Annotated in this window: 17 protein-coding genes and 5 pseudogenes; 18 read left to right on the forward strand and 4 right to left on the reverse strand. The window is 63.0% G+C overall.

Going from position 1 to position 24,384, the window contains the following annotated elements:
- The first annotated feature begins 17 nt into the window (after positions 1 to 17).
- The 7 genes from CFE42_RS22215 to CFE42_RS22245 all read left to right on the forward strand — a co-directional run bounded on the left by CFE42_RS22215 (position 18) and on the right by CFE42_RS22245 (position 8,317).
- Entirely contained in the window at positions 18 to 518 is a 501-nt protein-coding gene (locus CFE42_RS22215; RefSeq protein WP_004635214.1) for a hypothetical protein, read from the forward strand.
- A gap of 606 nt (positions 519 to 1,124) precedes the next feature.
- On the forward strand, positions 1,125 to 1,325 hold the full coding sequence (locus CFE42_RS22220; protein WP_004635218.1) for a hypothetical protein: 201 nt from the start codon (positions 1,125 to 1,127) through the stop codon (positions 1,323 to 1,325).
- Between the two features lie 150 nt (positions 1,326 to 1,475).
- Entirely contained in the window at positions 1,476 to 1,895 is a 420-nt protein-coding gene (locus CFE42_RS22225) for a hypothetical protein (RefSeq protein ID WP_009277756.1), read from the forward strand.
- A 71-nt stretch (positions 1,896 to 1,966) separates the two neighbouring features.
- Complete coding sequence (locus CFE42_RS22230) at positions 1,967 to 3,271, forward strand: TolC family protein (RefSeq protein WP_004635223.1); 1,305 nt, start codon at positions 1,967 to 1,969, stop codon at positions 3,269 to 3,271.
- Complete coding sequence (locus CFE42_RS22235; RefSeq protein ID WP_004635224.1) at positions 3,268 to 4,818, forward strand: efflux RND transporter periplasmic adaptor subunit; 1,551 nt, start codon at positions 3,268 to 3,270, stop codon at positions 4,816 to 4,818. Before CFE42_RS22230 ends, CFE42_RS22235 begins: the two co-directional genes overlap by 4 nt.
- The gene (locus CFE42_RS22240; protein ID WP_004635226.1) at positions 4,815 to 7,982 is read left to right on the forward strand and encodes an efflux RND transporter permease subunit; all 3,168 of its coding nucleotides are present in this window, start codon (positions 4,815 to 4,817) and stop codon (positions 7,980 to 7,982) included. Before CFE42_RS22235 ends, CFE42_RS22240 begins: the two co-directional genes overlap by 4 nt.
- Positions 7,979 to 8,317, forward strand: coding sequence for a copper-binding protein (locus tag CFE42_RS22245; RefSeq protein WP_004635229.1), 339 nt, complete (start codon positions 7,979 to 7,981; stop codon positions 8,315 to 8,317). Before CFE42_RS22240 ends, CFE42_RS22245 begins: the two co-directional genes overlap by 4 nt.
- A 111-nt stretch (positions 8,318 to 8,428) precedes the next feature.
- Here CFE42_RS22245 and CFE42_RS22250 read toward each other — a convergent pair.
- Positions 8,429 to 8,974 (reverse strand): annotated as a pseudogene (locus tag CFE42_RS22250) (phosphatase PAP2 family protein); the annotation flags it as partial.
- Positions 8,971 to 11,373 carry a heavy metal translocating P-type ATPase gene (locus CFE42_RS22255; protein ID WP_012435722.1) on the reverse strand — a complete coding sequence of 801 codons (2,403 nt, stop codon included), beginning with the start codon at positions 11,371 to 11,373 and terminating at the stop codon, positions 8,971 to 8,973. The gene CFE42_RS22255 and the pseudogene CFE42_RS22250, both read right to left, overlap by 4 nt.
- An 87-nt stretch (positions 11,374 to 11,460) precedes the next feature.
- Here CFE42_RS22255 and cadR point away from each other — a divergent pair, with 87 nt between their 5' ends.
- The 3 genes from cadR (at position 11,461) to CFE42_RS22270 (ending at position 14,952) form a co-directional block, all read left to right on the forward strand.
- A complete protein-coding gene (cadR, locus tag CFE42_RS22260) occupies positions 11,461 to 11,892 on the forward strand; it encodes a Cd(II)/Pb(II)-responsive transcriptional regulator (RefSeq protein WP_009277754.1) in 432 nt (143 codons plus the stop codon).
- A 144-nt stretch (positions 11,893 to 12,036) separates the two neighbouring features.
- Entirely contained in the window at positions 12,037 to 13,965 is a 1,929-nt protein-coding gene (locus tag CFE42_RS22265) for an FTR1 family protein (RefSeq protein WP_012435721.1), read from the forward strand.
- A 24-nt stretch (positions 13,966 to 13,989) separates the two neighbouring features.
- On the forward strand, positions 13,990 to 14,952 hold the full coding sequence (locus CFE42_RS22270; protein ID WP_012435720.1) for a site-specific integrase: 963 nt from the start codon (positions 13,990 to 13,992) through the stop codon (positions 14,950 to 14,952).
- Between the two features lie 99 nt (positions 14,953 to 15,051).
- Here the strand turns inward: CFE42_RS22270 and CFE42_RS22275 are convergent.
- A pseudogene (locus CFE42_RS22275) lies at positions 15,052 to 15,606 on the reverse strand (Tn3 family transposase); the annotation flags it as partial.
- Between the two features lie 73 nt (positions 15,607 to 15,679).
- Positions 15,680 to 17,539 carry a Tn3 family transposase gene (locus CFE42_RS23960; protein ID WP_004635234.1) on the reverse strand — a complete coding sequence of 620 codons (1,860 nt, stop codon included), beginning with the start codon at positions 17,537 to 17,539 and terminating at the stop codon, positions 15,680 to 15,682.
- 183 nt (positions 17,540 to 17,722) lie between these two features.
- On the opposite strand from CFE42_RS23960, the gene CFE42_RS22285 reads away from it, so the two are divergent.
- The 8 genes and pseudogenes from CFE42_RS22285 to CFE42_RS22315 form a co-directional block, all read left to right on the forward strand.
- Positions 17,723 to 18,010, forward strand: a complete 288-nt coding sequence (locus CFE42_RS22285; RefSeq protein ID WP_004635235.1) for a hypothetical protein — start codon at positions 17,723 to 17,725, stop codon at positions 18,008 to 18,010.
- Positions 18,004 to 20,343 (forward strand): VirB4 family type IV secretion system protein, encoded by a 2,340-nt coding sequence (locus CFE42_RS22290; protein ID WP_004635238.1) that lies wholly within the window; start codon positions 18,004 to 18,006, stop codon positions 20,341 to 20,343. Before CFE42_RS22285 ends, CFE42_RS22290 begins: the two co-directional genes overlap by 7 nt.
- Before the next feature lie 4 nt (positions 20,344 to 20,347).
- Positions 20,348 to 21,610: a TraI domain-containing protein gene (locus tag CFE42_RS22295; RefSeq protein WP_004635240.1), complete on the forward strand. Its 1,263-nt coding sequence runs from the start codon at positions 20,348 to 20,350 to the stop codon at positions 21,608 to 21,610.
- Positions 21,607 to 22,791 (forward strand): annotated as a pseudogene (gene traD, locus CFE42_RS22300) (conjugative transfer system coupling protein TraD); the annotation flags it as partial. The gene CFE42_RS22295 and the pseudogene traD, both read left to right, overlap by 4 nt.
- A pseudogene (locus CFE42_RS23965) lies at positions 22,788 to 23,111 on the forward strand (hypothetical protein); the annotation flags it as partial. The pseudogenes traD and CFE42_RS23965, both read left to right, overlap by 4 nt.
- Entirely contained in the window at positions 23,083 to 23,364 is a 282-nt protein-coding gene (locus CFE42_RS22305; protein WP_004635245.1) for a hypothetical protein, read from the forward strand. The pseudogene CFE42_RS23965 and the gene CFE42_RS22305, both read left to right, overlap by 29 nt.
- A 95-nt stretch (positions 23,365 to 23,459) precedes the next feature.
- Entirely contained in the window at positions 23,460 to 23,723 is a 264-nt protein-coding gene (locus CFE42_RS22310; protein ID WP_004635247.1) for a UvrD-helicase domain-containing protein, read from the forward strand.
- A pseudogene (locus tag CFE42_RS22315) lies at positions 23,699 to 24,157 on the forward strand (3'-5' exonuclease); the annotation flags it as partial. The gene CFE42_RS22310 and the pseudogene CFE42_RS22315, both read left to right, overlap by 25 nt.
- Positions 24,158 to 24,384: the final 227 nt, after the last annotated feature.

Raw genomic sequence — 24,384 nt, forward strand, 5'->3', positions numbered from 1 at the left:
TTTCAGGAGGCAGCACCATGACGAACAACAAGCATGTTGGCTTTCTTGTAGCAGGCGCGCTGCTGATCGCCAGTGCATCGGTCTGGGCCGTTGACGAGCACCACCCCGCCGCAGCGAGCCAGCCTAGTGCGGCAACCCCAGCGAAGACTGCCCCTGCCACGGCAAACTCTGCGGATACGGAAAAGCGCTTCGAGCAAGCCCGTCAGCAGATGAAGAAGATGCAGGCCCAGATGGACAAGATCCATCAGACCAAGGACCCGAAGGAACGGCAACGTCTGATGGCCGAGCACATGCAGGCCATGCAGGACACGATGCAGACAATGCACGGTATGGGCGGCCCGATGATGATGGACATGATGGGCGGTCAAGGGATGGGGGCCGGCGGTGCGGCGCCGATGATGGGCGGCTCGGGCATGCCCATGGAGCAGCGCATGAACATGATGGAAAACCGCATGGACATGATGCAGATGATGATGGACCAGATGCTCAAACAGCAGGAACCATCAAAGAAACCTTGACGTTGCCATTGTGGGAAGGTGAATACTGCCCAGAATTGGTCAACAGGCGTGCGTGACGCATACCTGCTGACCGTTAGCTTGAACCTACGCAACATCTGACAAAAATCCGCGCGCGATGAATCCCCTTTGGCGCATGCTGATGATCGTGCTGCTTGCCGTGGCGTTGCCTGCGCGCGGGCTCCCCATGGCATCAATGCAGATGCACGGCGCTGTGGGTCTGCCAGGGCTGTCGACAGCGCATGATGTCGTACAAGCCGAGAAAGGACACCCCTGCCATATCACCGGTGACGGCCATGCCCAGAGTGGTTCCGACTGCACGGACACCGCTCCTTGCGTGTCTTTCTGCGCTGTGATCGGGGCGCTTTCCAGCCCAGCGATGCCGCTCGGCGCCAAGGGGATGCACATCCTGGTTCCCGCCCAGGAGCCTGTCTATATTTCCGCAGTTCCTGTGCCGCTCGAACGGCCACCCCGAGCCCGCTCCATTTAGCTTTACGGATCGCGCCTTTTTGCAGTGCGGCATCCGTATAGCGGCGTAAGCGAATACGCCACGCAAATTGCTAAGCCGGCATTCATGCCGGCCCCGCGTGAAATCACTGGAGCATCACCATGAAGAAGGTCATTCTTTCCGCTGTCGGCTTGGCGGCTGTTTTGACATCGTTGACGGCCATTGCCGGGCCAGACTGGCAGGTCATCGAGAAAGCTCGCAACGCGAAACTTGCGCAGATCCGCGCAGCGCAAGCGCAGAAAAGCGCTGGCATGCCTGCGATGCCGCAGCCCTGCCAAGACATGATTCAAGCGCCGAAATAACACGGTGGGGCGTTCTGCATTATCGGCAGGACGCCCATCGCGCGATGGCACGTTTGCGGCAGATCAACCCGTTCGATCATAAGCCGCGTCCGCGTGCACATCGCGCGTAGCCGCTGTTACCATTCGATCCAATCACATCATCTGCAGAACGTGCGCGCATCGCTTCGCCGGCCGTGGTTCGCCGGATTCCTAGTCATCGCTTTCCTGACAGTTCAACTGGCAGCGGCAGCATACGCCTGTGCGGCAAGCCGCGGCTCAGCGGAGGTCATGCCCACCATGGCCGATGCGACCGACGCCGGTGCCATGGTGCAGTCGTGCCCCGAGATGGCCATGCAGGCGCAGCAGGATGTGCACCAGCATGACGGCCTCTGTCTTGAGCACTGCCAGAGCGGCACCAAGTCGGCCAATCACGTATCGCCGCAGATTCCCATCTTCCTGCCCGTCCTGATCCGGATGATCACGGCCGAGCCAGTCATCATGGCGGACGGCCAATCGGTCTTGCTCGCCGATGTGGCGCCCCGTGCACCACCACCCCCGATTCCCATCCTGAACTGCTGTTTCCGCACGTAGCCTCCGAAGCGACGTATCTCTCACGCCTTGCCGCCTAACCGGCAAGGTGGTCGTTGCTTTCCGGAGGCTTTATGCTTTTGCGTTTTCCCCCACGCGGTGGGCGCTTGCTCGCGCTCGCCGTCCTGCTGCTTTTAAGCAGTCATCTGGCGTATAGCCAGACCGATGCGCTCTCCTTGCAGGAAGCGATCGGCTTGGCATCGTCCCGCTCCGCCGACGCGGAAACCTCCCGCGCCGGTGTACAGTCGGCGCTCGACATGGCCGTGGCGGCAGCCCAACTGCCCGACCCTGTCCTCAAATTCGGCGTGAACAATGTTCCCGCCGATGGCAGCGACCGGTTCTCCATCGGCACCGATTTCATGACCATGCGCTCGGTCAGCGTGATGCAAGAGCTCACGCGGACCGAGAAGCGCCGTGCCCGTGCGGAACGTTTCAACGCCGAGGCCTCCGCGGCCGAAACACAGCGTGTCGCCGCGCTGGCAGCCGTCCAGCGCAGCACAGCGCAAGCCTGGCTTGACCGCTGGTATGCCGCACGTACCGTTCAACTGCTGGCGGAACAAACAGCCTCTGTCGCCTTGCAGGTCGAGGCAGCCGAGGCGGCCTATCGCGGCAATCGCGGCTCACGCGCCGACATCGTAGCTGCACGCCTTGAACGGCAGCAGTTGCAAGACCGGACCGACGAGGCCCGGGCGACGGAAGCGTCTGCCAAGGCCATGCTGCGGCGCTGGGTAGGCGACGCATCCAGCCGCCCGCCCGCCGCGCCCCCCAGGTTCGACGTCCCGCAGTGGCTCGACGCGCTGGACGACGCGGCCATCGATACCCTGCCCGATGTGGCCGCTGCCAGCGCGCAAGCCGCCATGGCGGACGCTGAAGGACGTGTCTCTCGTGCGGCCAAGACACCCGACGTGACGGTGGAGCTGATGTATAGCCAGCGCGGACCGGCTTACGCCAACATGGTGTCGTTGAACGTCTCCCTGCCGATTCCCTGGGATCAGAAGAACCGCCAGGACCGCGAGGTCTCGGCCAAGCTGGCGCAAGCCAATGCCGCGCGCGCTCAAGCAGAAGTCTTGCGGCGCAACATGGTGGGCCAGATTCTGGGCAAGCGCGAGACGTTGCGACTGAACCAACGCCGCCTGGATCGCTATCAAACCACGACCGTCCCGCTAGCGCGCGCGCAAACCGAGGCAGCGCTAACGTCCTACCGGACTGGAAGCGGTTCGCTCGCCGCGGTCGCCGAGGCAAGCCGCAAGGCACTCGACCTTGCGCTGGAACGTCTCAAGCTCGAAGCGTCGACGGCCCAACTCTGGGCCGAGCTCGCCTTCCTCAAACCGCTCCCCACGGCAAACCAGCCGACCTCCAACGTTGGAGTTCAACCATGAACCGAACCATCTTTGCGCGCATTGCAGCCAGTCTGGTGTTGGCGAGCCTTGGCATGGGCGCCACCTACTACCTTGGCGTGAGGCAGGGACAGCGGAGCGCGCCCACGCAGGCGGCAGCATCTGCCCAAGCCGCCGATGCCCCGCTCAAAGCGGGCGACATCGATCCCAAGACGGGCAAGCGGATTCTCTATTGGCAAGACCCCATGGCACCTGGCCAGCGTTTCGACAAACCAGGCAAATCACCTTTCATGGACATGCCGCTTGCCCCCGTCTACGAGAATGGCGCCGGCGGGAGCGCCGCCGTCACGGTTGATGGCCGTGTGGCACAGAATCTTGCTGTGCGCACGGCTGAGGTCAAGACCGGCCGGCTGGACGCCATGCTGGAAGTGCCCGGCAATATCGCCATCAACGAGCGCGGCATCGAGATCATTCAAGCGCGCGCCGCCGGCTTTGTCGAACGGGCGTACGCGAAAACCACGTTAGACCCGGTCAAGCGCGGGCAACCGCTGATCGTCGTCTACGCGCCGGAATGGGTCGCCGCACAAGAGGAGTACCTGGCCGTTTCGCGTACGGCCAACGCCCTGCAGGGGGACCTGCGCAGCGCAGCGTTGCTGCGCATGCGCCAGGCCGGCATGACGGAGGCGCAGATCCGGCTGGTCGAATCCACCGGCAAGCCACAGCCACGGCTGGCGATTTCCAGCGACATCGATGGCGTCATCACCGAGGTCGGGGTCCGGGACGGCATGGCTGTCGCACCCGGCATGACGCTCTTCAAGATTGCCGACTTGTCCACCGTGTGGGTCTTGGCGGAGATTCCCGAGAGCCAAGCATCGGCCATCCGCCCGGGCCAGGCGGTGACGGCCACGGCGACGGCAATCGCTGGACACGCGCTGACCGGCAAGGTGGATGCCATCCTGCCCGACGTCAATGCCAATACGCGAACCGTCAAGGTGCGCGTCGAACTCCAGAACCGGGACCGCCGCCTCTTGCCCGGCATGTTCGCCAACGTGCGGTTTGGCGCGCAAGCCGGCCCGGACAAGCTGCTGGTCCCCACGGAGGCGTTGATTCGCACCGGTACGCGCACGATCGTCATGGTGGACGCCGGCAATGGCGGCTTCAACCCCATCGAAGTCAAGACCGGAGCCGAAGCCAATGGGCAGACCGAAGTGACCGACGGTTTGAGCGCGGGACAGAAGGTGGTGGTTTCCGGGCAGTTCCTGATTGATTCGGAAGCTAGCCTGCGCGGCACCGCCCAACGCATGGCATCGCCACCTGCGGCCTCCGCGCCCGCAGCGGCCGCCATCGAGCATGAAGGCGTCGGCCGCATTGAGGCTGTCACCAGCGAAGGCCTGACGATCTCACATGGCGCGATTCCGTCCGCGCACTGGAGCGCGATGACAATGGATTTTGCCGCACCGCCCTCCGGCCTGCCAAAGCGCTTCAAGCCTGGGGACCGTGTGCGCTTCCGGTTCCAACTGCATGACGATGGCATGGCAGTCCTGTCCTCGGTCGAGCCGGCCGGCGCGGATCAGGGGGGCAAGCCATGATCGCACGGCTGATTCTCGCGTCCATCCGCAACCGCTTCCTGGTGCTGCTAGCGACCGTCATGCTGACGGCCTGGGGTCTGTGGGCCGCGCGCAGCACGCCGCTCGATGCGCTGCCCGACCTGTCGGACGTACAGGTCATCATCCGCACGCCGTTCCCTGGCCAAGCGCCGCAGATCGTGGAAAACCAGGTCACGTATCCGCTGACCACCACCATGCTGTCGGTGCCGGGCGCCAAGACGGTGCGCGGCTACTCGTTCTTCGGCGATTCGTTCGTCTATGTGCTGTTCGAGGACGGGACTGACCTGTATTGGGCACGCTCGCGCGTGCTGGAGTACTTGAACCAGGTGCAGTCCCGCCTGCCTGCGGCGGCCAAACCGGCGCTGGGCCCGGATGCCACCGGCGTGGGCTGGATCTACGAATACGCGCTGGTCGATAAGACCGGCCGGCACGACTTGGCCCAACTGCGGGCGTTGCAGGACTGGTTCCTGCGCTTCGAGTTGAAGGCCCTGCCGAACGTCGCGGAGGTCGCTTCCGTCGGCGGCATGGTCAAGCAGTTCCAGGTGGTGTTGCAGCCGGACCGGCTGCGTGCGTTCAACCTGACACAGGCCAAGGTGCTGGCAGCGCTCAAGGGTGCCAACCAGGAGACCGGTGGCTCCGTGCTGGAACTGGGCGAAGCCGAGTACATGGTCCGCGCCAGCGGCTACCTGAAGACGCTCGACGACTTCCGGCAGATTCCCCTGATGACGAACGATGCGGGCATCGCCGTGCATTTGGGCGATGTCGCCACCGTCCAACTCGGGCCCGAGATGCGCCGTGGCATCGCGGAACTGAACGGTCAGGGCGAGGTGGCAGGTGGCGTCGTCATCCTGCGTTCAGGCAAGAATGCCCTGGAGACGATCGAAGCCGTCAAGGCCAAGCTCGCCACGCTGCGCACCAGTCTGCCCGAAGGCGTGGAGATCGTTCCTGTCTACGACCGGTCCGGTTTGATCAAGCGCGCGGTGGACAACCTGACGCACAAGCTGATCGAGGAATTCATCGTCGTCGCTGTCGTGTGCCTGGTGTTCCTGTTCCATCTGCGCTCGGCACTGGTGGCAATCGTCTCGCTGCCGCTGGGCGTCCTGGCGGCCTTCCTGGTGATGCGATACCAGGGCGTCAACGCCAACATCATGTCGCTGGGTGGCATCGCCATCGCCGTCGGCGCCATGGTCGACGCGGCCGTGGTGATGATCGAGAACGCGCACAAACATCTGGAGCATTGGCTCGAGGACAACCCCGGCCGCGAACTCACAGGCCACGAGCGCTGGAACGTGATCGGGGAATCGGCGGCAGAAGTGGGGCCGGCGCTGTTCTTCTCGCTGCTGATCATCACGCTGTCGTTCATCCCCGTGTTCACGCTGGAGGCGCAGGAGGGCCGCCTGTTCTCGCCGCTGGCGTTCACCAAGACGTATTCGATGGCGGCAGCGGCTGGGTTGTCGGTCACGCTGGTGCCTGTGCTGATGGGCTACCTGATCCGCGGGCGTATCCCGAGCGAGCAATCGAACCCGCTCAGCCGCTGGCTGATCCGCCTCTACCAGCCAATGCTGTCCAAGGTGCTGGCGTATCCCAAGGCGACGGTCGCTATCGCCATTGTGCTGCTGGGGGCAACGGCCTGGCCGATCCTGCGCACAGGCGGCGAATTCATGCCGCCGCTGGATGAGGGCGATCTGCTGTATATGCCGTCAGCATTGCCTGGGTTGTCGGCCGGCAAGGCGGCTCAGCTCCTGCAGCAGACCGACCGCCTCATCAAGACGGTTCCCGAAGTGGCCAGCGTGTACGGCAAGGCTGGGCGCGCGGACAGCGCAACGGACCCGGCGCCGATCGAGATGTTCGAGACCACCATCCAGTTCAAGCCGCACGACCAGTGGCGCCCCGGTATGACGACCGACAAACTGGTGGAAGAACTCGACCGCGTGGTCAAGGTGCCGGGGCTGTCCAACATCTGGGTGCCACCGATCCGCAACCGCATCGACATGCTCGCCACCGGCATCAAGAGCCCGGTCGGCATCAAGGTGGCGGGCACGGACTTGAAGGAGATCGATCGACTGACCACTCGGATCGAGGAGACCGTCAAAACCGTGCCGGGTGTCACCTCTGCGCTAGCGGAGCGGTTGTCCGGCGGACGATACATCGACGTGGACATCAACCGACAGGCCGCCGGCCGATACGGCCTGAACATCGACGACGTGCAAAGCATCGTGTCATCCGCCATCGGTGGCGATAATGTCGGTGAGGTGGTTGACGGCCTGGCCCGCTTCCCGATCAACCTCCGCTATCCGCGCGATTATCGGGATTCCGTGGAGCAGTTGCGGCGTTTGCCGATTGTCACTGACCGGGGCCAGCAGATTGTGTTGTCCGACGTCGCGGACATCCGCGTCGTGCAGGGCCCGCCGATGCTGCGCAGCGAGAATGCCCGGCTCTCGGGTTGGATCTATGTCGATATCCGGGGGCGCGACCTGCGCTCGGCGGTGAAGGACATGCAGGCAGCAGTGACCAAGGCGGTGCCGATGCCGGCGGGCTACGCGCTGAGCTGGTCAGGGCAGTTCGAGTACCTGGAGCGTGCGAGTGCCAAGCTGCAGGTGGTCGTACCATTCACCTTGCTGATCATCTTCGTGCTGCTGTACCTCGTGTTCGGCCGTATCGACGAGGCGCTGCTCATCATGGGCACGCTGCCGCTCGCACTGATCGGCGGGTTCTGGCTGCTGTATCTGCTCGGCTATAACCTGTCGGTGGCCGGAGTCGTCGGCTTCATTGCGCTCGCCGGGGTGGCGGCCGAATTCGGCGTGATCATGCTGCTCTATCTCAAACACGCTTGGACCGAGCGGCAGGAAAACGGTCAAACTTCTACCCAAGCGCTACTGGAAGCGATTCAGGAAGGCGCCGTGCTGCGTGTACGCCCCAAGGCCATGACGGTGGCCGTCATCCTGGCTGGCCTGCTCCCGATCATGTGGTCGGACGGCACAGGCTCCGAAGTCATGCAGCGCATTGCCGCGCCGATGGTCGGCGGCATGATCACCGCGCCGTTGCTGTCCCTGTTTGTCGTTCCTGCTGTCTACCTGCTGCTGCGCAGGCGTGGCAGCGGGCAATCCATTCCCCAACCACCCTCTCATGACAAGGTCTCACGATGAACTACGTTTCCGCTGTTGTATTCGCCCTGACGCTGGCGTCGACTCCAGCCGCCTTTGCGGCCACGCCGATGGAAGGTATGGACATGAAGCCTGCTGGTCAAACCAAGCAGGCGCCCAAGCCCGTGGCAGCAGAGGTCCGCAAGATCTACCTCGACACCGGCAAGGTCACGCTTAAGCACGGCGCCATCGACAATCTCGGCATGGGCGCCATGACGATGACGTTTGCCGTCAAGGACAAGGCATCACTGCAGCACTTCAAGGAGGGCCAAGCGGTGTGGGCCGTCTTTGATATGGTCGACGGTCAGCCGACCGTCGTCGATTTGCGGAGCAAGTAAACCCTCGGCGGCGCACGGCCCATCGGTCGTGCGCCGCTGCATGCTGCGGAATCAGCCAGAAAGTCCCTTCACGAGGGCGCCTTGTCGTGACATCAATGCTGAGCGCAACAACCCTGCTATAGCGACGCTGCTAGCCCCGAGCATCCAGCCGGCGACCACATCCGCCGGGAAATGCATCCCGGCGGCAACACGCGACCACCCGACCAACGCGGCGTAGAACACCAACGCGAGACGCCCCCGAAAACCCACCAAGGGCCAGAGTGCCCCGACCACAAGCGCTGCGAACGTCGAGTGCCCGCTCGGCAGGCTGTAGTGCAGTTCCGGCTCACCAATGACGTGCACGAGGTGGCCGAGTACCGCCGGTGGCCGTGGGAAATCCAGCCACCACTTCAAGGCGGAAGCGGCCAGCAGGGCAAGCGCGAAGGCCAACCCAAACGTGACGAGGCGTTGCCTGACAGCGCACGCGCGCGCTGGATTCGACGCTGATATCGACCACCGCCAGAGCCCCAGCAGCAAGAGCGGCGCAGTCCAGTAGTTGCCAATCAGGCTAAAGCACCACGCCACCGGGTCCAGGGCGCTTGGCATCCCCGAGTTGATGGCGTGGAATAGCGCGACGTTCCAGCCGCCCCAGTCGTACACGAGGAACTTCCAATTCATTTGCGCAGCAACCTCAGCCCGTTGCCGACCACCAGCAGGCTGGCGCCCATGTCGGCAAACACCGCCATCCACATGGTGGCCTGGCCTGTAAAGGTCAGTGCCAGGAACACGACCTTGATGCCGAGCGCCAGCGCAATGTTCTGCTTCAGCACCCCGGCCGTGGACCGGGATAGTCGTACAAACGCCGGGAGCTTGCGCAGATCGTCGTCCATCAGCGCAACGTCGGCCGTTTCGATCGCCGTGTCCGTCCCGGCCGCGCCCATTGCGAATCCAATATCGGCCCGTGCCAGCGCCGGCGCATCGTTGATGCCATCGCCGACCATGCCGATGGTTCCTTGTGCGGATCGGCGCTCGATTTCGCGCTGCTTGTCTTCCGGCAGCAGATTACCGCGAGCCTCGTCGATACCGACCTGCTGCGCAATCGCCTCTGCGGTGTGCGGATTGTCGCCGCTCAGCATCAAAGTCTTGATGCCCAGTGCGTGCAATTCCTTGATCGCTTGGCGACTGCTGTCCTTGATGGTGTCCGCCACACCGAACAACGCGCGTACGCCGTCCTGGCCGATCAGCATCACGACCGTTTTGCCCTGGGTTTCCAGCACGGCAAGCTGTGCTTCCAATGCCGGCGAACACACGCCCAGTTCCTCGACCAGACGATGATTGCCCAGGTGATAGAGCGCACCGTTGACATGGCCCCGGACGCCGCGTCCGGGCAAGGCCGCAAAATCGGTGACGTCGCGCAGGGCTAGGCCTTGGTCCTGCGCCGCGCGGGCCACGGCCAGGGAGACGGGATGGTCGGAGCGGGCAGCCAGGCTAGCTGCCAGGATCTGGGCGGCGGACGCGTCCGCACCGTTCCAGGCCACGACGTCCGTCTGCGCTGGCTTGCCGTGCGTGATCGTGCCGGTCTTGTCGAGCGCCAACCATTTCAGCTTGCGTCCCTCTTCCAGATAGACGCCGCCCTTGATGAGGATGCCGCGCTTCGCGGCGGCCGCCAGGCCGCTCACAATGCTCACCGGCGTCGAGATCACGAGCGCGCAGGGGCAAGCAATCACGAGAAGAACTAGGGCCTTGTAGATCCAGTCCAGCCAAGTCGCACCGAAGACCAGCGGAGGGACGATGGCCACCGCAAGCGCAACCGCGAACACAATGGGCGTGTACAGCCGGGCGAACTGGTCAACGAAGCGCTGCGTGGGCGCTCGACTGCCTTGCGCGGCCTCGACGGCGTGAATGATCCGTGCCAGTGTGGAGTCGCTTGCCGCTGCGGTGACGCGATATTCGAACGACCCGGATTCGTTGATGGTGCCGGCGAACACGGAGTCGCCCGCTGCCTTCTCGACCGGCAGGCTCTCGCCCGTGATCGGCGCCTGATTGACGGATGACCGCCCCTGCAGAATCGTGCCATCGAGCGCGATGCGCTCGCCCGGCTTGACCCGCACACGGCTGCCAACGGCCACGGTCTTGGCATCGACGTCGGACCAACTGCCGTCGCTGCGCTGTACCGTGGCTGTCTCCGGGGCGAGATCCATCAGCCCCCGGATCGCATCTCGGGCGCGGTCCAGCGAACGGGCTTCGATGACCTCCGCCAAGGCGAAGAGGACCATCACCATCGCCGCTTCCGGCCAATGGCCGATCACCATCGCCCCAGTGACTGCGATCGACATGAGGGCGTTCATGTTCAGGTTGCGGTTCTTGAGCGCGATCCAGCCTTTCTTGTAGGTGGACAGCCCGCCGGTCAGGATCGCGGCCAGCGCCAGGATCACCACCACCCAATGGTTGCCACCGTTGAGCCAATACACCACTTCCGCCAGGACGGCGTTCGCGCCGGCAATGGCAAGCGGCCACCATTTGGTGGGCGCGGCATCTTGTTCGGGAAGCGGTGCTGCGGCAGAGCGGTCGCGCACCTCGGCATCGAAGCCAAGCGACTGAATGGCAGCCAGCACTTGCGGTAGCGCATCGGCAGCGTGTTGAACGGCGAGTGTGCGTTGGACGAGATTGAACTGCATGTCTGACACGCCCGCCATGCCCGCCAGCTTGCCGCGAATCAGCGTTTCTTCGGTCGGGCAGTCCATCTGACGAATGGTCAGGACTGTGCTCTGCCCGGCGGGGCTTTCATCGGCGCGAACCGCTCGCATGCCAACGGCTGCCAAGGCTTGCTCGATCGGCGCCGGGGATGGCAGCCGGTGCTGGACGGCCAGCGAACGCTGCATCAGGTTGAACTCAAGGTTGACCACGCCGGGCAGCGCCGCCAGCTTATTGCGAATGAGCGTTTCTTCCGTCGGGCAGTCCATGTTGTCGATCCGGTAGCGGGATCGTTTCAGGTCAACAGCCGCCGCATCGCCGTCCGCCGGCGTCACCACGTTGGTGGCAGCACAACCGCACCCCTTGGAGCCGCAATCACTCACAGCACCTCCCTTTGTCGCTTGAAATGGATTGGACTCAAGTACACACTCTATAGCTACTATAGAGTCAAGGGACTTCGGCCCGACATCATGAACATTCAGATCGGTGAATTCGCCAAGCGCACGGCCTGCCCGATTCAAACCATCCGGTACTACGAGCGCGAAGGCCTGTTGCCGCCGCCGGACCGCAGCTCGGGCAACTTCCGGCTGTACAGCGAGCGGCACATTGAGCGGCTGCAGTTCATCCTCCACTGCCGGTCATTGGACATGCCGCTGAACGACGTGCGGACACTCCTGCGCTACCGCGAGCGACCGGACGAGGATTGCGGCGCGGTGAACACCCTCCTGGACAAGCACATCGAGGAAGTCGAGCGGCGTATCGAGGCACTGGGGGTGTTAAAGCACCATTTGTGCGCGCTGCGCGAGACCTGTTCCGACGGGCGAGCTGCAGAAGCTTGCGGAATCCTGCAGGGGTTGTCCGAAGGTAGCGGCACGTGCACTGGAGACGGCACGCACCGCTGACACGAAGGGGAATGGCCGAACGGGTTCGCTATGTGACCCCTTCGGCCGCATGTTTTTTGACCAGCGCGACATCTGCGTCACGAAACATGAATTACAATCATTCTCATTTAAAGCCATTTCTCCCGCTTCGCCGGTAGGCTCTTCATGCAACTGCAGCGCGTCGTCACCCTCATCCTGTTCTACCTGCTGACATCGGTTTCAAGCGCGTACGCCGACACGCTGTCCACTCAAGACAAGACCAAGCAGGTCTGGCAATTACTCGACTATCTGGCGGTCGATTACGGTCGCTCCGTCAAGGACGGCCAGGTGGCCAATGCCGATGAGTACGCCGAAATGCAGGAGTTTGCGCATGCGGCGCAGCGCCAGATTGCCGAGTTGCCGGCGGGGCCACAGACGCAAGCCTTGCTCAAGGATGCTGGCGCGTTGCGCACGCTCATCGCCGACAAGGCCGCACCCACCGTCGTCGGTGAACAGGCGCATAAGCTCGCGGACAGCTTGCTGGCCGCCTACCCGGTGCCGATGGCGCCCAGCAAGGTGCCCGACCTGAAGCATGGAGCTACGCTGTATCAAAGCCAGTGCGCGTCCTGCCATGGCAACACCGGACACGCCGATGGTCCGCTGGCCGCCAAGCTGAGCCCGCCCCCCATAGCCCTGGCCGATCATCAGCGCGCCCAGGAGCGCAGCGTCTTCGCCCTCCAGCAGATCATCACGCGCGGTGTCGAGGGCACCTCGATGCCGAGCTTCGCGCAGCTCACTGACGATGATCGCTGGGCACTGGCCTATTTTGCGTCGACCTTGTCCTATTCCGATGCGGACCGGCAAGCCGGCGCCAAATTGTGGGCATCCCGCCCGGAGCTGCATAGCGCGGTGCCGACGCTCGCCAAGCTCAGCCAGACGCCAGAAGCGTTGCTGGCCAAGACGATCAGCCCGGATGCCGCGCGGCAATTGACCGCCTATTTGAGAAGCGCGCCGGATGTGCTGAACGCCTCCAACGCAGACAGTCTCGCAATCGCCAAGGACAAGCTCAAAGAGAGCGTAGCCGCCTTCGACCAGGGCGACAAAGCGACTGCCTCGCGCCTGGCGCTCTCCGCCTACCTCGACGGCTTCGAGCCGGTCGAACCGGCCCTGGCCGCCAAGAACCAGTCGCTGTTCCAGGACATCGAAAAAATGATGGGCCTGTATCGCAACGCGATCACTACCGGTCAGGCCGAGCAGGTACGGGACATCGCGCAGCATCTGCAGACGATGCTGACTGAAGCCCAGGATGCACTGGGTGGCACCAACGACCCGCTGTCGACGTTCCTGGGCGCCTTGACGATCCTGCTGCGCGAGGGCCTGGAGGCACTGCTTGTCGTGGTCGCCATGATGGCCTTCCTGAAGAAGGCCGAACGCACCGACGTGCTGCCATACGTCCATGCCGGCTGGATTGTTGCGCTGGCCGCCGGTGGACTGACGTGGGCCGTCGCTACCTACCTGGTGGATTTGAGCGGTGCCAGCCGCGAGATGACCGAAGGCTTCTCGGCAATCTTTGCGGCCGTGGTCCTGCTCGGCGTGGGCATGTGGATGCACCAGAAGAGCCTGGCCGGTCGCTGGCAGGCCTATGTGAAGCAGAAGCTGTCCTCCGCGCTGAACAAGCGCTCGGCGATCATGCTGTTCGTGCTGTCATTCGTGACGGTGTACCGCGAGGTGTTCGAGACCGTGCTGTTCTACGCCGCGCTGTGGAGCGAAGGGAACGGCATCTACCTGCTGGCCGGCTTGGGCTCCGGGATTGCGATCCTGGCGATCATCGCCGTCGTGCTGCTGCGCTCCTCGGCGCGCCTGCCGATCCGCCAGTTCTTTGCCTTCAGCTCGGCTCTGGTCGCGGTCCTGGCAGTGGTGCTGATCGGCAAGGGCGTTGCGGCGTTGCAGAAGGTTGGTTTTCTGCACATCACGCCGATTTCGATGCCGCGTATTGACGTGCTGGGGATTTACCCGTCCATGCAGACGGTGATCGCACAGGTGGCGATCTTGCTGATCATTGTGCTCAGCTTCGCGTATAACCTCCGATCGCAGAAGGCATCGAGCAAAGCGTAGTCGCTACCTTGATTTGAGAGTTCAATGGCGGATATCGACAGGTATCTGCAGGCAGCGACCCGCGATCACACACGGCGCAGCTATCAGTCCGCCATCCGTCATTTCGAGCAAGAGTGGGGTGGCTTCCTGCCGGCCAGCGCCGACAGCGTTGCACGCTATCTGGCTGAGCACGCACAGACGCTTTCCATCAACACGCTGCGCCAACGGTTGGCTGCGATCGCGCAGTGGCACGTTTCGCAGGGCTTTCCCGACCCCACGCGAGCACCGCACGTCCGCAAGGTGCTCAAGGGCATCCAGGCACTGCACCCCGCGCAGGAGCGGCGCGCCAAGCCATTGCAGCTCGCCCAGTTGGAGCAACTGGTTGCCTCGCTGGATGCGCAGATCGCGACCGCCTCGTCTGAGGGCAACGCCCATCAACTCCAGGTGCATACCCGCAACAAGGCGCTGGTGCTGATCGGCTTCTGGCGGGGCTTCCGGTCGGACGAACTGAGTCGGCTGCAGATCGAGCACATCACGGTGGAGCCCGGCCGGGGCATGACGATTTTCCTGCCGCGCACCAAGACGGACCGCAACCATGTCGGTACGACCCACAAGGCGCCCGCGTTGTCGCGCTTGTGCCCAGTCGCCGCCTACGAGGCCTGGTTGGCGGCGTCCGGCCTGACCGAGGGCCCCGCGTTCCGCAGGATTGACCGCTGGAGCCGAATCGCAGCCGATGGACTGCAGGCCAGCAGCATCGTGCCTTTGTTGCGCGCGCTGCTCCATCGCGCAGGACTGCCGCAATCGGACCGCTACAGCAGCCACTCACTACGACGGGGCTTTGCAACCTGGGCGAACTCGAACCAGTGGGATCTCAAGATGCTGATGGAATACGTCGGCTGGAAGGACGTACGCTCGGCCATGCGCTATATCGACGCGGCCGACCCATTTGCCCAGCATCGGATCGAAACAGCGCTGTCGGTCGCACCCCGGCCGGGCATTGCAGTCTGACAGGTCCGGTCTGGCGGACCTCTGCCATTGCTTTGACGCAGTAACCTTGCATGAACCTCTAATAAACGCGATTGCGGCCGACCCGTGCCAAGCAGGACTTCATGCTTGGCTCGCACGCCGGCGAGGTGCCGCCTCCAACAGGGCATCCTGAAATTGGTGGATCTTGAAGCTCAAAACGCCCCGGAAATTCACATGGGCGAAGTGTGCCGGCCCCATGCGGCGCAGCCAGTCATCGTCGATCCGTTGCCCCTTGCGCTGCCACGTATCCACCGTCGTTTGCATCCGCTCGGTATTCCAGGCAATCACCAGATTGGTCAGCAGCGAGAGCGCCCCGGAAATCGCGATCATCTCGTCCTGGCGGCGACCGCGCTCGTGTTGGACCTTACTCATATAAATCGCCCGCTGGAGATGGTGCACGGATTCACCCCGATTGAGGAGCGTGCGCAACTCGCGACGAAACTCGATGTTGCTGAAAAAGTCGCATAGGAACAGCGTGCGCAGCAGCTTGCCCAGGTGATCCGCTGCCCGGTGGATCGGGTCACCCTGGGCAGCACTGCCGAAGCGTTGCAGCGCAACGATCGCGCTCACGCGCCCCGCGTGAATGGACGCCACCAGGCGTAGCAAGCCATCCCAGCCGTCGCGGATCGCCTTGAGTAGATAGCGTCAAGTAGTACTGCCGGTTTACCGTCGATCATCATTGCCGGTCGGCCGGGGTAATTGTCGGTGGTTAGTCGGGCATGGTTGTCGCTCCTCCCTCGTCATGGTTGTCGCTAGATGGTTGTCGGCGGCGCCCGGCCTGTTTGTCGCTGGCGGTGCGGCGCCGGTAGCTCTCGACGTTCATTTCAAAGATGGTTGAGTGATGCACCAGGCGGTCGATGGCGGCCACCGTCATCGAGGGGTCTGGGAACACGTCGTTCCAGCCGGAGAACGGTTGGTTGGCGGTGATCATCAGGCTGCGCCGCTCATACCGTTCGGCGATCAGCTCGAACAGCACGCTGGTCTCGGCTTGGTCCTTGCGGGCGTACGACAGGTCATCCAGGATGATCAGGTCGAATCGGTCGAGCTTGGCCAGGGCCGATGGCAACTGCAGGCTCTGGCGCGCGGCCTGCAGCTTCTGCACGATCTCGCTGGTGCGTGTGAACAGCACACGGTACAGCTTGCGCTCCGACAGGTTGCGCAGCCAGGGACAGAGGTCAAAGCCAAGTAGCTTGGCCACCGCCATCCCCACGTTCGTGTAGCCATGGGTGTCGACGGCGAGCCGCAGCAGCCCACCGTCAGCGCGGGTTTCGTTGTGACGCATGACGCCTTCGATCGCCGCGCCAGTTTGGCGCTCGTTGAGCACCATCGGCTGGTTGTAGACGATCCCATGCTGATCCAGCACGTGCGTATAGACGCCAGCGGCGTGCGTGCGTCGGCGGGGATCAGCGCGCGCGTAGAACAGATGTGGGGACGTGTCCAGGCTCATGGAGTCGCTGGAGGCGAGTTGGCCGGTGCCCCATAGATCGGTGATCGGGTGCGTGCGCTGGAACTCCACCACACGTTCGTTGGCGCGGCGCAGCCGGCCGGGCATTTCCAGGGAGCGCATCGCGGTGGAGACGTGCGCGAGGTCCAACTGCGGGATCATCGCCGCGACGCCCTTGGCATCCAGTTCGGTGCCGTGCGCGATCAGGGCTGCATAAAGGGAGACGAGTTCGTGGGCATCCCGCGCCTTGCGCGCCAACAGCACTTCACTGAAATTGGTGCGCGCATCCATCTCCAGAATCATGTCGGCAAACTGTGCGCTGCCGATGTCCTTGAACAGCAGATCTCGGGTGCGTTGAGGCGTGGTATCCGTGGTCTGCGCTTCCAATGGCGACAAATGCAGGATGCCGTCCGCGTCGATCGTAAAGTGGCCAGCCTCACGGGCCTCGTCCAGCGCAGCGAGACCCGCCTTCAAATGCTCGGTCAGGCGATCAAGATAGAGCCTCGCTTGGCTTGGCAGGCCGAGCGAAGACAGATGCCGGTCGCGGTCGACCTCCCACTGTGCCGGCGGAATCAGCAACTGGTCTCGTTCTCGAAACGACAGGCTATGGTTGATCCACACCGTGCCGCGGCGCAGCCCCTTGCGCAAACTCATTACAGCAGAGGCCTCCAAGGCACGCAGCGCGCGCTGGCGGTCCTCACCGTCGACCAGGTCGCGCCAACTGGCGCTCACTGGCACATTGCAGTCTGGCGGCAACTCCGTCATGCCCCGATCGTGCAAACCGCCAACGAGATCGAGTTGGCGCATGGCAGGATCGTTACCGTGACTGGCGAATTCCAACGCCCGCAAGGGTGTCAGGAGGTTGCGGAGTCGGTGGTGGTCTTCGGTAAGGGTTTCGCGCACGCTTGCGGCGTGACTTGCCGGCGGCCGACTGGACAGACCCTTAAGCAGCTTGCCGATGTCGGCCAGTCGGTCCTCGGCCGAGCGGCGGGTATCGTCCACCAGGGCCTTGATCTCCACCAGTTGCTGCCGGTATTCGATCGCCGAGCGGGCTTGCTTCGTCGTGGTCTTGTTGTACGCCTGCCGGACCAGGTCTGAGATACGGCGCCCGCTTTGGTACACCATGGCGTCAGTCAACTCCAGCAAGGTGACACGCAGGAAGAACACCAGTTCGAGCGTGCGCGTCGACGCTTTGAGTTCGCGGATTTTGGCGGGACGGCGGGCCTGGATACGTTGGCCGTAGGCCCGCTGTTTCTCGATGGGGACCGCGTCAAATGTCCAGGTAGCCGCTCCCTATCACTGCCTCGCATGATCGGTGGTGTTGTGCGTGGCTTCGCCATTGCCAACGGCACGCTCACCGCAGTGCTGGTCTACATCACTTACCGAGCCGGTTGGCAGTTCATCTGCGGATTCCTTGCGCTCGGCATGGTGGTCCACATGGCGCTGCGCTGGCTGACCAACAAAGACCCGTGGTGGAACCAAATCCTCATGGTCTATGACCGCTATGGCGACTTGTACGAGCCAGGCCCCTGGCACGGCAAGCTCGGCGCACGCTTTCGCCGGCCCTACGGGTTCGACAGTGATCTGCCATGCTGAAGAAGAAACGACCCATCCAGGAAATCGCTCCCTGGCTCACCTTTATCACGCCCACGCTTGTGCTCGGCAAGGATGGAAGTTTGCTTGCCACCTATGGGCTTGGTGGCGTTGATGCTGACCATCCCAACAAGAGCGAAATCACGTCCGCTCGGGATCAGCTCGATCAGGCCTGCCGGAGTCTGGATGGCCGTATCACTGCGTGGTGGCGCATCAAGCACCGTCGCGCACACGACTACATCGCCGGCGAGTTCGCCAGTGCCCAGGACGCCAAGATCGACGAGCTCAACCGGGCCAACATGTCATCGGGCAAGTTCTACCAGAACACGCATTCGCTCGCGCTCAGCTACACGCCTGCGTCTGGCTTGGACAAGATCTTCGAAAAGATCAGCTACCACGTCACGGTTGGCGGTAAGGGGCTGGTCGCCGCGTTGTTCGAGTCGCTGAAAGACACGTTCCTTGCTCGCAACGCGTTCGCTTTCGATCTTGCCAAGACGCAGGCCGATGCCAAGCGCTTCGAAGGCATGCTCGATGCATTTGTCGGCGGCAACACCAAGATTGGTCTCAAACGGCAAATGCTGCAGGAGTCCATGGCACTTCTGCATCAAGCGGCGAACCCTTCCGTGCCGCCGCGCAGGATTCGCTTCCCGATGACGTTGCTGGACACCCACCTCACCGAGTCGATCGTGACACCGGGTGCCGAGCAACTACTTTTTGAGTCGGCGCATGGGATGCGCTACGCGGCCGTGGTTGCCATTAAGGAGTGGCTCGGCTTCCAGGAAGCAGCGCTGGATGTTCTGACGAAGCTCGATGTTGAGCTGGACGTCTGCGTACTCTATCGCTTCTTGGACAACTCCAAGGCCAACGTCTACATCGAGAAGATCCGCAGCTTCTACAAGATGGCGAGCTTCAACCTGTGGAAAATTCTGAAGCAGTTCGCTGCCAAGGAAGAGCAGGAGAACGACGAGGGCCGGGAACAGCTCGCCGACGAGGCGGGCCAGGCGCTTCGCCGTCTGACCGCGGATGGTCAGCAGCATGGGTTCGCCAACATCTCCATCATCGTCTACGGCAACACCGAAGAGGAATGCTCGGACGCGGTCAGTCTGGTCGTCGGCGCCATCAGCAACGCGGGGTTCGGCACGATTCGTGAAGGCACGAACCTCATGCCGGCATGGAACTGCACGCTGCCCGGCCGTTGGGACAACCAGCGGCGCCTGCAATTCGTCGAAACACCCGCCGTATCGGACGTCGCCCCGATTTGCACGATCAATCCCGGGCCGACCCGCAACGACTGGCTCTCGGACAAAGCTGGCAAGGAGATGCCACCGCTCACCTGCTTGCCGACGCGCCACCTGACCGCCCAGCGTGTCGACATGCACGAGCCTGGTGGCAACGGTCACCTCTTCGTGATCGGCCCGATTGGCGCGGGTAAGTCGGTGTTCCTGAATTTTCTCATGTCACAGGCGGGGCGGCACAACCCGCGGCGCATCCGTTTTGATAAGGATCGGTCGACACGCATCACCACGCAACTCGGTGGCGGCCAATTCATTGATGTTACCGGCAAGTTCGCCACCGCCACACGCTGCAACCCGCTGTCCCTCCTTGGGGAGGCGGAGAACCACGCCTACGTGACGGAATGGCTGATCCTGGCCATCGAGGACGAAGACGGATTCAGGCTCACCCCCACACAGAAGCAGGACATCTTCGATGCGGTTCAGATTCTGGCCGGCTATAGCCGCGAGCAATGGACCCTGTCCTTCTTCGCCACGCTGATCCACGCTGATCTACGCGAGCGGTTGCAACTCTGGATGAAGGGCGGCCAGTACGGTGATTTCTTCGACAACGTCGACGACGCCTTCCAAATCAGTGACGACTTGACCATCGAGATGGGCGAGCTGCTGATTAACTATGAGCGCGCAGCCGTTCTGTTCCTGGACTATGCCTTCTTCCGGATCAGCAAGAGCATGGACGGTCAGCGCTTCACGCTGATTGAAATCGAGGAGGCGGGCTTCTTCTTCAAATACGAGCGCTTCTACAGGCGCTTGGAAACGTGGCTGACCACCATCCGCAAGCTCAACGGCGCCGTATGGATGGCGACACAGTCGCTGCGTCAGATCTCCCGGATCGCTGACTTCGAGGTGCTGAAGGAAACCATCGCGAATTTCATCTACCTGCCAAACAGCCTCGCCAATACCAGCAAGAACCTCTACTGCGACACGTTCGAGATTCCCAGCATCGCCGGCAAGCTGTTTGGCAATGGTGGCGGCATCAGCGGCGGCGCCGTGAAGAGCGGCATCAAGGCCGCGTGGGGCCTTGGCAAGCGCATGGCGGGCTGACGACATGAACCACACGCCGATGCCCATTGCTGCTCTGACCGCCACGCTCGGTTCGCGGCTGGACCTCGTTCGGCAGTACGCGAACGAGTCGTCGAGCGCGGATTTCGAGCGCAAGTGGTTGTCCGTGCTCGAAACGTGTGCTGACTGGTATTCGTCGATGCCGCTCCGGCCCGAACAACATTCGGAACCCGGTGGCGCCTTCCGCGCCACGGTCGAGACTGTCTACTACGCCTTGCGGCTGTCCGGGGGACAGAAATTCGGTGCCGACCAAACATCGGAGCGTCGGCGCAAGCTCGAACCGCAATACCTCTATGCCTTGTTCCTCGCGGCGTGCAGCACCTGGCTGGATGAGCCGTTCCGCCATTTCCAGTTCTTCCGTCTGACAGACCAAGCGGAGTGGAGCCCCGCCGCGCATGGAGCCTTCTCGGCTTGGCTGCAGGGCTGCGAATACCGTGTGCAACGTCGCGAAGCACCGCTGCCTGTCGAACGCATGCGTACCGCCCTGCTCGCGCGCTCGATCCTTGGCAGCACGCGGCTGGAGCTGCTCGAGAGCGTGGTGCAGACCGACCTCTTCGGTGCGATCAATCCAGAGAGCCGGCCGGCCGGTACCGAGTCGCTTCTGCACAAGGTCCTGCGTCAGGCGGTTGCGGTGACCTGCGATACCGAAGACAAGGTGCGCCGCGCTCGCTTTGCCCCCGATACGACGCCGATTCCGCCCGTGAAAACGATGGAAGACGGTTTTGCGGCCCAAGCCCAGCCGGCAGCCGCCGCCGAGAAGCGTCCATCGCAACCCAGAGCCAAAGCAGCAAAGAGCGAGCCCTCGGCGGCGGATAGCGTGTCGGCACTGTTCGAGCAGGCCAAGGCCGCACCGGCGCCAATCACCTCGGCTTCGCCCGAGACACCCACGTCCGCGCCAGAGAAGCCCAACACCCAAAGCTCGCTGTTCGACTTGGACACGATGCAGGCTCCAAAAGAACCAACAGTCAAACAGGAAGACCCCTTCGCACAGATCCTGAGTTCAGCGAGCACCCTCATGCGCGAGTTCTTTCGCGCGCTCATGCAGGACGTCGAGTCAGGCAAGGTGGCCGTGAATTGGGGCGAGAAGGGTCTAGTGCTGCAAAAGCGCATTCTCGGCAGCTACGGCATCGCCAGCGAAACGCTGGTGGACAACCTGCGCAAGCTCAACCTCCTCGCCAGCTCGCAGGGCGCTGAGATTGTGCTGGTCGAACGCATTGGCTCGCTGATCCTCGCTCGCCCGCAACAATGAACAGCTACATCAACCACTTTCGCCCGATCTTCGAGGCCCGTGCGGCCGTCGGTTGGCTGATCGGGTTGATCTTGCTCCCCTTATCCGGCATGCCGCATGCCTGGGTATTCGCAGGATTTTGCGCCCTCTTCCTGCTGGCTCGAACGTATCAGGTGCACAAGGCGCTGGCCTTTCGCATGTCGATTTCGACACGCTGGCTCACCCTCATCCAGATCGAGGTATTGCTGCGCACGAGCGCCCGCATGAAAGCGGATCTGGATGCGATGTACTTCGGCACCGGCTTCGAATGGACCCAGCGACACTGCCAGATCGCGCACGACATCCTGCGGATGCCGTCCAATGAAATTCCGGGCCTGCCAAAGTGGCTCCCCGTCAACGTCGCCAAGCGCATCGAGACCGCGTTTGCGCCGCCCAACAGCGTTCCCGATACCGCGCCGCAAGGCAAGTCGTGGATTCACGGGATGGAGCCCGACAAGATCGTGGTGCCCCTGCACTACAAGGCGCTTGGCGGTCACACGGCCGTGGGAGGCACCACGGGCGCTGGCAAGACCAAGACATACGAACTCATTGGCACCCAGGTCATCCACAGCCCCGGCAAAGACGTCCTCATTATTGTCGACCCCAAGAACGACAAGGACTTCAAGAAACGCGTCGAGCGAGAAAGCAAGCGTGCCGGCCGCAAGTTCCTGTACTGGAAGCAGGCGGCGCCGTCGGAGTCGATCCGACTGAATCCGCTGGAGAACTGGTCCCAGCCATCAGAAATCGCCAGCCGCGTCTCTCAGTTGATGGAAGAGGGCCCCTTCCGCGACTTCGCCTTCCTCTTCATCGACCGCGCGGTCAAGGGCGAGCTGTACGTCGGCGACAAGCCCAACCTGCGCTCGATCCTGAATTACGCGCAGTCTGGCATCAACGGTCTGCTGGACCGGTGCCTGCGCCGCTTCTTTCCGGAAGCGGGCATGCTCGACTGGGAAGACGAGGCCAGAGGATTTCTGCAGCGCATCGCCCAGAAAGGCGGAGTGGATCCGCTGCAAGGAATGGTGCAGCTCTATGTCGACAACTTCGCCAAGAAGGGGCTCGGCCACGAGACGATCGACGGCCTGGTGGCCACCTTTGTGCACGATCGCGAGCACTACATGCGGATCATCGCGTCCGCGCTGCCGCTACTGCAGATGCTGGCCACCGCCAGGCGCGCAAGGAGGGCGACGCGAATATCGCCTTCGTGCGCGGCCTCTTCACGCGCTCGCACGAGATCTTCTCGATGCGCTATGCGGCGTTCAAGGGCGAGAAATACCACGTCTGGGCACCGCTGCAGGAACCCATCCCGGAATTCGAGGCGCGGCAAAGCGCAGGCTACCAGTGCCGTATGGTCGACGAGCCCTGCCCCGACGACGTGACGCCTCGCAGTGCCGCAATGCAAATGGCCGCACGGGTGCTCAGTGGCCACGTCTTCTGCCGTTATTTCGAGGAATACGATGTCGCTGAAGAACTCGCTCATCGCTAAGGTGTCCCGCCTCGATCTCGACACGGTTGCGGTAAAGGATTTGGCGCCGCCAGTCGCGTGCAAGACGTTTGGATTCGAACAACAGTCGATCGCCGAATCGGCGCTTGCGGCAGGTCAGAACCTGGCGACGATGTATTGCATCTTCGTCCTGTTGGGCTTCGGTTGGGTGCTGACGGTCGGGTCCTTCACAAGCAGCCGGCACGCCTTCCGGGCGTTGCTCCAGAAGGGCCGTCAAGCCAAGGTCGCACGGTAGCCGCCGGGCCCGAGCTGTACACACGGGCCCGTGCGCCACCTGCCGGACCTGACCGCGCATCGCAAGCCCAATCGGCCTCTTCATTCGTTCCCCAAATGCCAACGTCGATCCTAGACGAACTGAATCCATCGCAGCGTGAAGTTGCGGAGCTTCGCCAGCACTGTGTCGCCGTAGCCTGCCCAGGCGCAGGCAAGACTAAGACGATTGCGACCAAGGCGGCGATTCTCCTGGGCGATCCCGCTTGCCGGGTGGGCGCCGTGACCTTCAACAAGGATGCGGCCACGGAGCTGCAGGATCGCATTCGCGTGCTGGCCGGGCCGGCGTCGAAGCCCCGTCTGCTGGCGGGTACCGCGAGCTGATGAAGCGGCTTGCCGAATGGCGTGGTCTCTGCGATCGGAAGTTCTATCCACTTGTCCTGGAAGGCGTCTACGAGTGGATGGCGCAACGTGCAAAGGCCGACACAGCTAAGCGCGCGGTCACGACAACCTACGACGTCCTGAGTCGCCTCAACGGTCCATTCTCAGATCGCCTCGCTTTCCTTCGACGCGAGAACAATGTGCCGGCAGCCGACGCCCTCATCCTCACGACCATGCACAACTCCAAGGGCTTGGAGTGGGATCACGTATGCATCATCCGGGCCGAGGAGACCGTGGTGCCAAACGAAAAGAGTACCGAGTCCGAGGAGCGACGACTCTTCTACGTCGCGATGACCCGCGCGCGCGACCGTCTTGAGATGAGCACGGCAAAGAAGAATCCAACCTCTCGGTTCGTTCTCGAGGCCAGCCTTACGTAGTGACACTGCCAACCACGTGACGTTGCTTCCCATTCGGAGCTAGCGACCAGATAGTTCCGGCTCCACCTCTCGCGGTCCCTCCAGCTATTGGTAATTCGCCAATGGCCTTCGCTCGCCTCGATCATTGGCGAACTATCAATAGTCCCAGCCGCTGCCGGCAGCAGTGTGTGCACTTCATTCTGGCCCTTCACCATTGGCGAACTATCAAAGGGCTGCGCCGGCGCGGG

It is taken from the genome of Ralstonia sp. PBBBR1 (assembly GCF_002256165.1).
Taxonomy (GTDB): Bacteria; Pseudomonadota; Gammaproteobacteria; order Burkholderiales; family Burkholderiaceae; genus Ralstonia; species Ralstonia thomasii.